This window comes from Mycobacterium sp. IS-2888 (assembly GCF_001954215.1).
Taxonomy (GTDB): Bacteria; Actinomycetota; Actinomycetes; order Mycobacteriales; family Mycobacteriaceae; genus Mycobacterium.
The window spans coordinates 1-12,165 of the sequence record NZ_MBET01000066.1; the positions used below are offsets into that span (position 1 = coordinate 1).

Here is a 12,165-nt window from a genome sequence, read left to right on the forward strand (position 1 = left end):
ACTCCCCCCCCCCCCTGGCGGGGGGGGCCCCCCTTTTGCCCCCCCGCCCTTGGCCCCCCCCCACACACCAACCGGCCCCCCCCCGCGACGATCCGCGGCGCGGGCCCCCCGGCATCCGCGGCGGCCGTGGTGATCTTGGGCGCGATGTGATCACCGATCGCGCGCTCGTCGGCCATCCACAACACGGTGCCGTCGGCGAGTTCACCGGCAAGCTGCAGCATCACCGGGCCCAGGGCGGCGACCAGCACGGGCATCGGGGTGTCGGCCCCGATCGCCATCGGATTGTGCACCGCGAACGAATCATTCTCGACGTCAACGGGACCCGGCCCGGCAATCGCGGCGTTGAGCACCTGCAGGTAATCGCGGGTGTAGGCGGCCGGCTTCTCATAGGGCAAGCCGAGCATGTCCCGGATGATCCAATGATGCGACGGTCCGACGCCCAGCGCCAGCCGCCCGCCGGTCACCGCGTGTGTCGAAAGCGCTTGGCGGGCAAGGGCAATCGGATGCTGGGCCTGCAGCGGCACCACCGCGGTACCCAGCTCGATGCGTGAGCTGTGCGCGGCCATCAGCGACACCATGGTCAGGCAGTCGAAGTCGTCGGGCACCTGCGGCATCCATGCGGTGTCCAGGCCCGCGGATTCGGCCCATTCGATGTCGGAGGCCAGCTTGCCCACCTTGCGGGCCATATCGCCACGCTCGGCGCCGATCATTACTCCGATGCGCACGGTTCCTCCGGGGCTGGTTCTGGCGTTCCGGTCAGCGCACGGATCTCGCGCACCAGCGTGTCGAGCGGTGTGCCCGTGGGGAATACGGCGGCGGCGCCGGCCGAGAGCAGCTTGGGTACGTCGGCGTGCGGAATGGTTCCGCCGACGACGACGGCGATGTCGGCAGCATCGGCGGCCCGCAACGCCTCGACGGTGCGGGTGGTCAGCGCCAGGTGCGCACCGGACAGGATGCTCAGGCCCACGACGGCAACATCCTCCTGGACCGCGATCGACGCGATGTCTTCGATGCGCTGCCGGATGCCGGTGTAGATGACCTCGAAGCCGGCGTCGCGCAGAGTGCGGGCAACGATCTTGGCTCCTCGGTCGTGGCCGTCCAGGCCGGGCTTGGCAACGAGAATCCGAACGGCCATCTAGAACACCACCGGTTGCTGGAATTCGCCCCACACCGCTTTGAGCGCGGAGACCATCTCGCCGACCGTGCAGTAGGCGTTGGCGCAGTCGACTAGCTTGTGCATCAGGTTGTCGGTTCCTTCGGCGGCGTGCGACAGGGCCCCGAGGCTGGATTTTACTGCGGCCGAGTCCCTTTCGGCCTTGACCTTAGCGAGCCGCTTGAGCTGCAGATCACGGCCCTCGGCATCGAGCTCGTAGGTGACGACATCGTGTTCTGGCTCCTCGGTCACGAAGCGGTTGACCCCGACGACGGGCCGGGTGCCGGCCTCGATGTCCTGATGCACCCGGAAGGCTTCGTCGGCGATCAGGCCCTGCAGATAGCCGTCCTCGATGGCATGGACCATACCGCCGTGCCGCTCGAGGTCATCCATGATCTCGATGATGCGGGCTTCGGTGGAGTCGGTGAGCGCCTCGACGAAGTACGAACCGCCGAGCGGGTCGGCGACGCTGGCGACGCCGGTTTCGTGCGCGAGGATCTGCTGGGTGCGCAGCGCCAGCGTGGTGGTTTCCTCGGTGGGCAGTGCGAACGGTTCGTCCCAGGCCGCGGTGAACATCGACTGGACGCCGCCCAGCACTGCCGCCATCGCCTCGTAGGCCACCCGGACGATGTTGTTGTGGGCCTGCGGGGCGTAGAGCGATGCGCCACCACAGACACAGCCGAATCGGAACATCGACGCCTTCTCCGTCGTCGCTCCGTAGCGGTCCCGCACGATTGTCGCCCAACGGCGCCGTCCCGCACGGTATTTGGCGATCTCTTCGAAGAAGTCCCCGTGGGTGTAGAAGAAGAACGAGATCTGCGGCGCGAACTGGTCGATGGTCATCCGGCCGCGCTCCACCACGGTGTCGCAGTAGGTCACGCCGTCGGCCAGGGTGAACGCCATCTCCTGCACCGCATTGGCCCCGGCATCGCGGAAGTGCGCCCCGGCCACCGAGATTGCGTTGAATCTGGGGACCTCCGCGGCGCAGAACTCGATGGTGTCGGCGATCAGCCGCAGTGACGGCTCCGGCGGCCAGATCCAGGTCCCGCGGGATGCGTACTCCTTGAGGATGTCGTTCTGGATCGTCCCGGTGAGCTTGGTCCGCGGTATCCCCTTTTTCTCGGCGGCGGCGACGTAGAAGGCCAGCAGGATCGCCGCCGTGCCGTTGATCGTCATGCTCGTGCTGAGCTTGTCCAGCGGGATGCCGTCGAACAGGATCTCGAAGTCGGCCAGCGTGTCCACCGCGACGCCGACCCGGCCGACCTCCTCACCGAACTCGGGGTCGTCGGAGTCGTACCCACACTGGGTGGGCAAATCGAGCGCCACCGACAGCCCCGTCCCGCCCTGATCCAGCAGGTAGCGGTACCGCCGATTGGACTCCTCGGCGGTACCGAAGCCGGAGTATTGCCGGAAAGTCCACAGCTTGCCGCGGTACCCGGACGCGAAGTTGCCCCGCGTGAACGGAAACTCCCCGGGCGGCGGGGGCTCCGCGCTTATATCCGCCGGCCCGTAGACGGGTTGCAGCGGGATGCCCGATGGGGTCTGAGACTCGTTATCCATCGATGAATAACGTACTTGCAAAAAAAGAGAATGCCAATACCACATTGTTGAGCTGGGCAAACGGGTGTAAGGACACCGTGTGACGATTTCCAGGCCATCGGCAGCGGACATCGACGCCGCGGCCGAACACTTCGGCTTTCACCTCGACGCCGACGCCCAACGCAACTACCTGGCGGTGGTGCGGCACACGCTGAGGTCTTATGACCTGATCGACGAGCTGTACGACGATCTCGCCCGCCCGCAGCCTCCCGAGCGCCCCTACCGGTTCCCGCAGCCCGGCGAGAACCCACTCGGCGCCTGGTATGTCCGGGCTGAAATCGCGTCCGGCGCCGAAGGGCTGCTGACCGACCGGGCGGTGGCGATCAAGGACAACATCGCCGTCGCCGGCGTTCCGATGATGAACGGGTCACGCGCGGTGGAGGGGTTCGTCCCCAGCCGGGACGCGACTGTCGTCGAGCGGCTGCTTGCCGCCGGGGCAACCATCGCGGGCAAAAGCGTCTGCGAGGACCTGTGCGCATCGGGATCCAGCTTCACCTCCGCCTCCGGACCGGTGCGCAACCCATGGGACACCACCCGCGAAACGGGCGGGTCATCCAGCGGCAGCGCCGCACTCGTTGCCGCCGGTGAGGTCGAGCTGGCACTCGGCGGCGACCAAGGTGGATCGATCCGGATCCCGGCGTCGCTGTGCGGCATCGTCGGGCACAAGCCGACCCACGGGCTGGTCCCCTACACGGGGGCGTTCCCGATCGAGCGGACGATGGATCACCTCGGCCCCATGACGCGAACGGTCGCCGACGCCGCATTACTGCTGACGGTGCTCGCCGGACCCGACGGCAATGACCCGCGCCAGCGCCCCGAGCTTGCCGCGATCGACTACCGGCGTGCCCTCACCGGCGACGTGTCAGGACTGCGAGTGGGCGTTGTCACCGAGGGCTTCGGGCAACCCGGCTCGCTGCCTGAAGCGGACGACGTGGTCCGATCAGCGGCGCAGCGGTTTACCGAGATCGGCTGCACCGTAGGCGAAGTCAGCGTGCCCTGGCACCGCCACGCTCTGCACGTGTTCGCCGTCCTCTTTACCGACGGTGTCAGCTATCAGATGTTGGATGGCAACGGATACGGACTCGGCGCCGACGGTCTCTACGACCCGGAACTCATGGCGCACTTCGCAAGGCAACGAGTCATCAAGGCCGATGAACTCTCCAGCATCATCAAGGCGACAGCACTGTGCGGGCACTTTGGCTTGAAAGTGCTTGGCGGCGCGTCGTATGCCAAGGCGCGCAACCTAGTCCCTCACGTCCGCGCCGCCTACGACACAGCACTTGGGCAATACGACGTCCTGGTGATGCCGACCGTGCCCGGGACCGCCGACACTCTCCCGGCCGGCAGCCCGCAAGAACTCGCGCTGCTCGAACGCATGGTCGGCAAAGCAACCAATACCGCACCCATCGACGTCACCGGCCATCCCGCGATCTCAGTGCCCGCCGGCCTGCTCGATGGTCTGCCCGTTGGAATGATGATCGTGGGCAAGCGATTCGACGATTCCACCGTGCTGAAGGTCGCCGATGCGTTCGAATCCCTTTGCGGCGGCTTCCCCGCGGCGCCTAGAGCTTAAGGCTATGCCCGGCAAAGGATTTCGCCGTGCGGGATCGACAGCCAGCCGTCCGGTGCTGCCGCCCAGGCCCGCCACGCCGCCGAGATCTCCTCTAGCTGTACCAAAGTGGCCAGGCCCAGGTGCAACAGGTCACGCGCCACATCGGAGTGAAGTATCCGGTCGGCCCACATCCCGCCCCACCAGTCGCGGGTGTCGGCCGTCGCGTAGCACCACACGCTGCCCGTCGGCGTGACGTCGTCGAATCCCGCCTCGAGAGCCCACGACAACAGGCGCCTGCCCGCATCGGGTTCGCCGCCGTTGGCACGGGCCGCACTTTGGTAGAGGTCACGCCAAAGATCGAGTTCCGGGAGCCGCGGGAACCAGATGAACCCCGCGTAGTCCGCGTCTCGGGCCGCCACGATTCCGCCCGCGCGGCAGACGCGGCGCATCTCGCGTAGCGCCCGCACCGGATCGGCGACATGCTGCAGCACCTGGTGAGCGTGGACCACGTCGAATGTGTCGTCGGCGATGTCGAGGTTGTGCACTTCGGCGCTGGCAAACGAGACGTTCGACAGGTTGCGCCGCTCGACCTCGGCACGCGCCACGTCGAGAACGTCGGCGCTCTGGTCGACGGCCGTTACGGCTCCCGGCGCGACCCGGGCGGCGAGATCGGCGGTGATCGTCCCGGGCCCGCATCCGATGTCGAGCACCGACGCCCCGGGCGCCAGGTGGGGCAGCAGGTAGGCCGCCGAGTCTTCCGCGGTGCGCCGCCGGTGGCTGCGCAGCACGGATTCGTGATGGCCGTGCGTGTAGGTGGCCGAACGTTCGCTCATGGTGCGGAAGCTTACGGGGGCCGCTCATATTATGGAATGCGTATCTCAGTATATGAGAGCTAGTCGACCGGCACGTTGAGGATCGGGCGGTCGACGCCGGCGCCGGGACCGTCGAAATGCCACCACTCCCCCGAGTACGGCGTCAGCCCGCCGTATTTCATGGCGTCCCGCAGCTGTGCCCGGTTGGCCTGGGCGTCGGCGCTGACCCCTTGGGTGGCGAATGCCGTTGCGCGCGGCGAGAAGTCGTCGAAGTCGGTGCCCATATCGGCCAGGCAAAGTCCGTCGGCCTGCCGTTCGGGCGGGCACTGCGATTGCACGCTGGTGAACGTCACGTCGACCGAACGTCCGGACTCATGGCTGCGCGCGTACTGCCCCGGACGGGCCACCCAGGCCGGGTTGGGGACCACGTTGAACATCCTGACCTGAACGTCGTGCGGCCGGTAACAGTCCCAGAACACCATCAGGTGGCCCTGTGGGCGTAGCGCCGACGCGGCCGTCGCGAGGCCCGGAGCCATGGATTGGTGCACCAAGCAGCGGGCGTCGGACGGGTACAACTGGGTGCCGGTGAAATTGTTGGTGGTGGCGTAGCGCAGGTTGATTACCGCGTCGGGTACCACGGTCCGGACGTCGACGAATCCGGCCGCACGCGCAGCGTCGCTGACGGGCGGCACGTCGGGGCCGGCATGCGCCGTCGCGGCAACAGCTACCGCCACCAGACCCACCGCCGCAACCGGAACGACTTGCCTGAAGAGATGCATCTAGTCATTGTCGCGGCTCGTCGCGGCGGATCCGACCATTGATCAACGGGAATGGATCATCTATGGTCCGGGTAGCCGATCGGCTAGTCTACGGCCGGCGGCTCGGAGGAGCTAAGCGATGGCCGGTTTCGGCGTGGGCGTCATGCACAACACGATCAATTCGCGTTTCGGCCCAAAGCCTTTGATCCATGCCGACTACCTGACCGGGCTGGCGTGCGGCGCCGACTCCTTCTGGGTGGCCGACCACCTCAACTCGGTACTACCGCCGTCGATGTGGACGCCCAAGCACGTGGGGGCTGCCCGCATCATCCCGAAGATGGACGCCCACCTCGAGCCGTGGACGATGCTCGGCTACCTGGCAGGACGCAACAAGGGCCGGATGCGTATGGGCGTGGCTGTGACGGATACCGGGCGGCGCAATCCCGCCGTCACCGCCCAAGCCGCCGCCTCGCTGCACCTGCTCACCCGTGGTCGGGCGGTTCTCGGCATCGGGACCGGCGAGCGGGAAAGCAACGCGCCCTATGGCGTCGACTGGTCAAAGCCCGTGGCACGCTTCGAGGAAGCGGTGGCCACCATCCGGGCGCTGTGGAATTCCAACGGCGAGTTGGTCACCCGCGATTCACCGTTCTTCCCGTTGCACAACGCCACTTTCGCGCTGCCCCCGTACAAGGGGAAGTGGCCCGAGATCTGGATCGCCGCGCACGGGCCCCGCATGATGCGTGCCACCGGCAGGTACGCCGACGGCTGGTTCCCGGGAACGACGCGCGCCACCGAATACGGCGAGCAACTCGACATCGTGCGTGCCGCGGCTTCCGACGCCGGACGCGACCCGATGGCCATCACTCCTGCGCTGATCCGGTTCATCGTGACCGGCCGCTCGCGCGACGAGATCGATGAAGTCGTGGACTCCGATATCGCCAAGGTATTCACGCTGAACTGTCCCGCCAAAGACTGGGCTCGCCACGGGGCGGAACACCCGATGGGGACCGACTTCACCGGGGTGCAAGACCTCATTCCGCAAACCATCGACGAACAGACGGCGCTCTCCTACGCGGCCAAGGCTCCCCGATCGCTCGTTCAGGAGTTGTTCGCGGTGGGAACACCCGACGAAGTCATCGGGCAGATCGCAGAGTTCCGCGACAACGGGCTGCGGTACCTCGTGGTCGGCAATGCCGGTGCGATTCAACCGAGTCTGCGCAAGAGCGCATCCGCTACCGCGCCTTACGTCAAGGTCGTGCGTGGCCTGCGAAAGCTGTGAACCCGGAGGTGGTTTGCGATGCCGATGATCGACCTGACGTTTGTCCGCGGCTCATTCGACGACGAGGCGTTGAACCGGCTGACTGACGACTTGGTGACAGTGCTGCTGCGCGCCGAACGCGCCCCCGATACCCCGTTTCTGCGCGACAACACGTGGGTGTATCTGCATCCGGTGGACGCGGCCGAGCTGTCGGTGGGCGGCAGGGGTCCCGGCACACCTCGATTCAGGATCGACCTGACGGTGTTCGAGGGAGCGCTGTCGCAAGACCGTAAGGAACAGCTTGCCGCCGACGTGCACGACGCGGTGTGCGCCGCAGCGGGAATCGATCCGCAGGGTTCACGGGCGTTTCACGTCTGGACGCTGATCCACGAGATTCCCGAAGGCAGTTGGGCTGGCGGCGGCAAGATCATCTATTACCAGCAAGTGAAAGGCCTTGCGGCCGAAGACTAGCGCGCCTCGTCGAGGACACGTTGTTTCTGCTCGGCGATGACCTGGCTCAGGTAGGAAGCTTTCGGCCATCCGTAGTAGGCGGCGAAATGCAATGCGAATTCGTCCATCTCATCGAACGAAACGTCGCCGCTCTTCAAGGCGGCATAGACATGCGACATGATCGGGTATTGGGCGTCCTGAAAACCCACACACGCCAACGTGATCAGGCGCCGCTCCTTCATGCCAAGGCCGGGCCGCAGCCACATCTCCCCGAAGACGAAATTGAGGATCCCCGCGCCCGAATACGGGTTGTCCCGCGACGGTGCGAACGGCAAGCAGTTGATCTGGCGAAACGCGTCCTCGCCGCCGGCCAGGCGCGCCTCGGGGTCGCTGGAGGTAACCAGCGGAAGTAACGGTGGCGGCGACGGGAGATCCTCGCCGCGCTCGCGCACAATCCGTTCCCACTGCGTATCAACGACCATGTTGAACTGCGAGGCTTTCGGCCACCCCGCATACACCGCGAAATGCAGGACCGTTTCCCGCATTTCGGTGATCGTGAGATCGCCGGTGCGCAGCGCGGCATAGACGTGCTGTTCCAGCGCGGAAGTGACGTCGGCGCCGGCGACGCAGGCCAGCGTGACGAATCGGCGGTCGCGGCGACTCAGACCCGGGCGGCTCCAGACCTCGGCGAACACGAAATCGATCAGCCCGTCGGCGATCGCCGGGCTGGTGTCGTCGGGTGCATCGACGGTCATTACCTCGGCGAATTCGCGGCATCCTCGCTCGCGTCTGTGACTTTCGCTGCTCATCTGTGTTCCGCTATCTGATCGTCACGCCGGCATCAACGGTGAACTGTAACCCCGTCACGTGGCGGGCCTCGTCGGAGACGAGGAACAACACCGCGTTGCTGACGTCGATAGCTTCGGTCATCAATACCGGTAGCGCGTTCATGAACAGCGGGCCCAGATCGGGTCGCTGTTCGACGATGAGCCGGTGCATCGACGGCGGCGCCATTCCGGTGGGCACACCCGTCGGATGCACGGTGTTGACCCGAATGCTCTGCGCTGCAAGCTCGTTGGCCAACGCCAGACTCATTCCGACGATGCCGTGCTTGGCGGCGGTGTAGGGCGTGTGCAGCGGGGTTCCCTTGATGCCGGCCGACGAACTGATGTTGACCAAGCTGCCGCCACCCGCGGCGACCAGATGCGGCAGAGCCGCCGCGCACGTGTTCCAGGCGCCGATGAGGTTGATGTCGACCACCAGCCGCCACTGCTCGGCCGTGGTGGTGTCCCAGGTGCCCACGGTCAACACGCCGGCGTTGGCCACCGCGGCGTCCAGCCCACCGAGTTCGGCGGCCCCCTCGTCGACGGCCGCCTTGAGCGCCGCCGCGTCCCGCACGTCGACGACCTTCGTGATTACCGATCGGCCAAATTGGGCAACGAGTTTCTCCGTCTGGCGCAGGTCGTCCTCAGTCGATAACGCATATTCCAAACCGTCGGGAGTAGCGCAGATGTCGACCAGCAGGCAGTCCGCGCCCTCTTCGGCCAACCGCACCGCGTGGCTGCGGCCCATTCCGCGGGCCGCGCCGGTGATCAAAACTCGCTTACCGGCCACCCGGCCCGGCGTGACGGCGGCGGTCATAGCTTGTTGCAGAACCCGGCGTCCACGGGGAAGGTCACCCCGGTGACGTATTTGGCCTCGTCGGAGACGAGGTACGCGATCGCCGCGCTGATGTCTTCAGGCTCGAGCATCTCGACCGGTATCGGATTCTGCAGGTGCGCACCGCCTTCGGGGAAGCTCTCCAAGAATTCGGTCATCGCCGGATTGACGGCCATCATCGTGCGTACCGCCGTGGGATGAACCGTGTTGACCCGAATGCTGAAGGGTGCCAACGTGTTCGCCAGCACCCGCATCAATCCCACTACCCCGTGCTTGGACGCGGCATACCCCAGCCCACCGCCCTGCAGACCGCCGAAGCCGCGCAGCCCGGCCGTCGAACTGGTGAACACGATCGCCCCGCCGCGTTGCCCGGCAAGCAGATGCGGGATCGCGGCCCACGCGGTGTGATAGGAGCCGTCGAGATTGACCCCGATCGCCGCCCGCCACTGCGCCAGCTCCTCCTCGATGGTCAACTGACGAAACGCCACGGGCGCGATCCCCGCGTTGGCACACACGATGTCGAGCCGGCCGAAATGTTCGACCCCGGCGTCCAGCGCCATCTTCACCTGCAGGAAATCGCGAACATCGGCGACCGTGCCGACCATCTTGCCGCCGACGGCTTCCACGAGCCCGATCGTTTCGTCGAGCTCGTCCCGGGTGGCCATCGCATACCCGTTCGCCGGGATGTCGGCGCAGATATCGATCCCAATGATGTGGGCGCCGTCCCGGGCCAGTCGCACCGCATGACTGCGGCCCTGCCCACGCGCCACCCCGGTGACGAAAGCCACCCTGCCGTCTAGACCACCCACCAGCCCTCGCTTCGCCGCGCCTCGGAGTAACCGCGTTACTCTGCTTGGCACAGTAACATCGTTATCGTGGTCGGTAAAGCGGCAATGCGAGACAGCCAGGCATCAGCAACGGCGTCGGAGGTCGCGCCCGATCCCCTCATCGACATCGTGGTCGACCTGATCGACACGCAAGGCTATGACGCGGTCCAGCTGCGGGAAGTCGCGCGTCGAGCGCGCATGTCGCTCACCACGATCTACAAGCGTTACCCAACGCGCGACGAACTCATCGTCGCCGCCCTGCGCTGGTGGATGGACACCCATCGCTACGCCGCCTTAACCTCCGACCGCGCCCCGTCGTCGGAGGAATCGATCTATGACGGCCTCATGTGGATCTTCCGCATGATCTTCGAACCCTGGGAAAAGCACCCACACATGCTGCAGGCCTACGTGCGGGCCAAGGCCGGCCCGGGCGGTGCCGCGCTCACGCAGCATGGGTTCGACGTCGTCGTGCCCGCCGCATTGGCCGTGCTGAGCAACTGCGACGACCGGTTCGCCGAGGACGTGGGCGTCATCCTGACGGGCATCGTGTATGGAACATTGGGCCAGTTCGCCTCCGGCGCCATCGCGATCACCGACATCGTGCCCACGATCGAACGCACCGTGTACTGGCTCACCAAGGCCCACGAAAACGTCTACGGCGACCGGTAGCCCGAAACCGGTGTCGGCACAGGGCTTTTCGTTCGATAGCTGGTGGCCAGGGGCGGGATCGAACCGCCGACCTTCCGCTTTTCAGGCGGACGCTCATACCGACTGAGCTACCTGGCCGGAAGGCAGCGAGTGTCTCGCCGCGCTGGCGACCCTGACGGGACTCGAACCCGCGACCTCCGCCGTGACAGGGCGGCGCGCTAACCAACTGCGCCACAGGGCCTTGCTGCTGCTCCGCGTCACCGCGTCGCGCGTACCCCCAACGGGATTCGAACCCGTGCTACCGCCGTGAAAGGGCGGCGTCCTAGGCCACTAGACGATGGGGGCCAGAACCGAATCACTCCGGGGTACTCGCAACGTGGTTACCGTTGGGAGCCACGTCAGCTTAGGTTACCGCGTGCCGAATCCTCAAACGAGCGCCGTTCGGGCGCCGTTTCCAACCCAGTATCCTGAATCTCCGCGGCCCCTATAGCTCAGTTGGTAGAGCTACGGACTTTTAATCCGCAGGTCCTAGGTTCGAGTCCTAGTGGGGGCACCAAAGCGGCGTGACCTCGGCCGATGGTCGAGCATTTTGGCTTCGGGTGATGGCTGACTCTCCCTGCCCGCCGAACGCCTTGGCTATGCTTCGCAGGATGAGCGGCGACGCGGCCTACCCCAACGCCCCGGTAGCCCTGGTAACGCTGGAAATCCGTCACCCAGCAACGGATTCCCCCACCGAATCGTCGGGCAAAGAACTGAAAAACCTGCTCTTCGAACACCTGCCGATCGAACGCCAGGGCCAGGACATGGCTTGGGCGATGGGCGCCGGTGGCAGTCCGACCCCGACCGCGGAGCGCTTCGCCCGCTACGTCAACCGCGACAACACGCTCGCCGCTTCGTTGAAAACCCAGGCGCTCGTCGTGGAGACGACCGCTTACGAGGACTTCGACTCGTTGGTCGACGTCGCGATGCGGGTCATCGACGCGCGCGCACAGGTGTCGTCGATCGTGGGAGTGGAACGCATCGGTCTGCGGTATGTCCTGGAGGCCCGGGTCTCAGTGGGCGCGGATGGTCGCATCGACTGGGCCAGCGGGATCGCCGAGCCGCTGCTGGGGCCCCAGCAGATCGCACCCGGCGGCCTGACACTGACCGAGTGGCAAGGTGCGGCGGTCTATCGCGAGGCGCAACCGGGCAAGTCGATCATCGTGCGCTATGGCCCGGGCCTGGGTCAGGCGCTCGATCCGAACTACCACCTGCGCCGGACGATACCGGTCCAGCCCGGACCGTTTTTCCTGCTGGACATCGACAGCTTCTGGACACCGGTCGGGTCGATTCCCGAATACGACCGGGAAACGGTGCTCGAGACGTTCCGCACCCTGTACGAACCGGCCCGCGCCGTGTTTCAGGACATGCTCATCGGCCGCCCGCAGGACGACCCGCTTCGTCCGTAGG

The 12,165-nt window shown here is 66.2% G+C and carries 13 protein-coding genes and 4 tRNA genes; 6 read left to right on the forward strand and 11 right to left on the reverse strand.

Going from position 1 to position 12,165, the window contains the following annotated elements; all coding sequences use genetic code 11:
* The 3 genes from A5745_RS11425 to A5745_RS11435 form a co-directional block, all read right to left on the reverse strand.
* Nucleotides 1-725: TIGR03564 family F420-dependent LLM class oxidoreductase (locus A5745_RS11425; RefSeq protein ID WP_254848550.1), on the reverse strand; the 725-nt coding region annotated here is incomplete at its 3' end.
* A complete protein-coding gene (locus A5745_RS11430; RefSeq protein WP_076116097.1) occupies nucleotides 710-1,135 on the reverse strand; it encodes a cobalamin-dependent protein in 426 nt (141 codons plus the stop codon). The genes A5745_RS11430 and A5745_RS11425, both read right to left, overlap by 16 nt.
* The gene (locus tag A5745_RS11435; protein WP_076116098.1) at nucleotides 1,136-2,713 is read right to left on the reverse strand and encodes a methylmalonyl-CoA mutase family protein; all 1,578 of its coding nucleotides are present in this window, start codon (nucleotides 2,711-2,713) and stop codon (nucleotides 1,136-1,138) included.
* A gap of 79 nt (nucleotides 2,714-2,792) precedes the next feature.
* Between A5745_RS11435 and A5745_RS11440 the strand changes: the two genes are divergently transcribed.
* Entirely contained in the window at nucleotides 2,793-4,325 is a 1,533-nt protein-coding gene (locus A5745_RS11440) for an amidase (RefSeq protein WP_076116099.1), read from the forward strand.
* Between the two features lie 2 nt (nucleotides 4,326-4,327).
* Here the strand turns inward: A5745_RS11440 and A5745_RS11445 are convergent, their stop codons facing one another.
* Together A5745_RS11445 and A5745_RS11450 are read right to left on the reverse strand one after the other, a co-directional pair.
* Nucleotides 4,328-5,137: a class I SAM-dependent methyltransferase gene (locus A5745_RS11445; protein WP_076116100.1), complete on the reverse strand. Its 810-nt coding sequence runs from the start codon at nucleotides 5,135-5,137 to the stop codon at nucleotides 4,328-4,330.
* A 59-nt stretch (nucleotides 5,138-5,196) separates the two neighbouring features.
* Nucleotides 5,197-5,895, reverse strand: a complete 699-nt coding sequence (locus A5745_RS11450) for a M15 family metallopeptidase (RefSeq protein WP_083662890.1) — start codon at nucleotides 5,893-5,895, stop codon at nucleotides 5,197-5,199.
* Between the two features lie 118 nt (nucleotides 5,896-6,013).
* Between A5745_RS11450 and A5745_RS11455 the strand changes: the two genes are divergently transcribed.
* Both A5745_RS11455 and A5745_RS11460 read left to right on the forward strand, forming a co-directional pair.
* The gene (locus A5745_RS11455) at nucleotides 6,014-7,153 is read left to right on the forward strand and encodes an LLM class flavin-dependent oxidoreductase (RefSeq protein WP_076116101.1); all 1,140 of its coding nucleotides are present in this window, start codon (nucleotides 6,014-6,016) and stop codon (nucleotides 7,151-7,153) included.
* An 18-nt stretch (nucleotides 7,154-7,171) separates the two neighbouring features.
* The gene (locus tag A5745_RS11460; RefSeq protein WP_076116102.1) at nucleotides 7,172-7,603 is read left to right on the forward strand and encodes a tautomerase family protein; all 432 of its coding nucleotides are present in this window, start codon (nucleotides 7,172-7,174) and stop codon (nucleotides 7,601-7,603) included.
* Here the strand turns inward: A5745_RS11460 and A5745_RS11465 are convergent.
* From A5745_RS11465 to A5745_RS11475, 3 genes are read right to left on the reverse strand one after another with little or no spacing between them, the layout of a single operon-like run.
* Nucleotides 7,600-8,391, reverse strand: a complete 792-nt coding sequence (locus tag A5745_RS11465) for a carboxymuconolactone decarboxylase family protein (RefSeq protein WP_076116103.1) — start codon at nucleotides 8,389-8,391, stop codon at nucleotides 7,600-7,602. The genes A5745_RS11460 and A5745_RS11465 overlap by 4 nt on opposite strands.
* 10 nt (nucleotides 8,392-8,401) lie before the next feature.
* Nucleotides 8,402-9,223: a mycofactocin-coupled SDR family oxidoreductase gene (locus A5745_RS11470; protein ID WP_076116104.1), complete on the reverse strand. Its 822-nt coding sequence runs from the start codon at nucleotides 9,221-9,223 to the stop codon at nucleotides 8,402-8,404.
* Complete coding sequence (locus tag A5745_RS11475) at nucleotides 9,220-10,050, reverse strand: mycofactocin-coupled SDR family oxidoreductase (protein WP_076116105.1); 831 nt, start codon at nucleotides 10,048-10,050, stop codon at nucleotides 9,220-9,222. Before A5745_RS11475 ends, A5745_RS11470 begins: the two co-directional genes overlap by 4 nt.
* An 84-nt stretch (nucleotides 10,051-10,134) precedes the next feature.
* Here A5745_RS11475 and A5745_RS11480 point away from each other — a divergent pair, with 84 nt between their 5' ends.
* Nucleotides 10,135-10,737: a TetR family transcriptional regulator gene (locus A5745_RS11480; RefSeq protein ID WP_076116106.1), complete on the forward strand. Its 603-nt coding sequence runs from the start codon at nucleotides 10,135-10,137 to the stop codon at nucleotides 10,735-10,737.
* A 40-nt stretch (nucleotides 10,738-10,777) separates the two neighbouring features.
* Here A5745_RS11480 and A5745_RS11485 read toward each other — a convergent pair.
* From A5745_RS11485 to A5745_RS11495, 3 genes are all read right to left on the reverse strand, one after another.
* Nucleotides 10,778-10,854: transfer RNA gene (locus A5745_RS11485), tRNA-Phe, on the reverse strand.
* A gap of 26 nt (nucleotides 10,855-10,880) precedes the next feature.
* Nucleotides 10,881-10,957 (reverse strand) — tRNA-Asp (locus A5745_RS11490).
* A gap of 31 nt (nucleotides 10,958-10,988) precedes the next feature.
* Nucleotides 10,989-11,061 (reverse strand) — tRNA-Glu (locus A5745_RS11495).
* A 135-nt stretch (nucleotides 11,062-11,196) separates the two neighbouring features.
* Between A5745_RS11495 and A5745_RS11500 the strand changes: the two genes are divergently transcribed.
* Nucleotides 11,197-11,272, forward strand: a tRNA-Lys gene (locus tag A5745_RS11500).
* Between the two features lie 82 nt (nucleotides 11,273-11,354).
* On the forward strand, nucleotides 11,355-12,164 hold the full coding sequence (locus A5745_RS11505; protein WP_076116107.1) for a TIGR04255 family protein: 810 nt from the start codon (nucleotides 11,355-11,357) through the stop codon (nucleotides 12,162-12,164).
* Nucleotide 12,165: the final 1 nt, after the last annotated feature.

Excerpts from the sequence above, each read along its gene's own strand:
- A5745_RS11470 (WP_076116104.1), bottom strand. The coding sequence starts at position 9,223 with ATGACCGCCGCCGTCACGCCGGGCCGGGTGGCCGGTAAGCGAGTTTTG.
- A5745_RS11505 (WP_076116107.1), top strand. The coding sequence starts at position 11,355 with ATGCTTCGCAGGATGAGCGGCGACGCGGCCTACCCCAACGCCCCGGTA.
- A5745_RS11465 (WP_076116103.1), bottom strand. The coding sequence starts at position 8,391 with ATGAGCAGCGAAAGTCACAGACGCGAGCGAGGATGCCGCGAATTCGCC.
- A5745_RS11460 (WP_076116102.1), top strand. The coding sequence starts at position 7,172 with ATGCCGATGATCGACCTGACGTTTGTCCGCGGCTCATTCGACGACGAG.
- A5745_RS11435 (WP_076116098.1), bottom strand. The coding sequence starts at position 2,713 with ATGGATAACGAGTCTCAGACCCCATCGGGCATCCCGCTGCAACCCGTC.
- A5745_RS11445 (WP_076116100.1), bottom strand. The coding sequence starts at position 5,137 with ATGAGCGAACGTTCGGCCACCTACACGCACGGCCATCACGAATCCGTG.
- A5745_RS11450 (WP_083662890.1), bottom strand. The coding sequence starts at position 5,895 with ATGCATCTCTTCAGGCAAGTCGTTCCGGTTGCGGCGGTGGGTCTGGTG.
- A5745_RS11455 (WP_076116101.1), top strand. The coding sequence starts at position 6,014 with ATGGCCGGTTTCGGCGTGGGCGTCATGCACAACACGATCAATTCGCGT.
- A5745_RS11480 (WP_076116106.1), top strand. The coding sequence starts at position 10,135 with ATGCGAGACAGCCAGGCATCAGCAACGGCGTCGGAGGTCGCGCCCGAT.
- A5745_RS11430 (WP_076116097.1), bottom strand. The coding sequence starts at position 1,135 with ATGGCCGTTCGGATTCTCGTTGCCAAGCCCGGCCTGGACGGCCACGAC.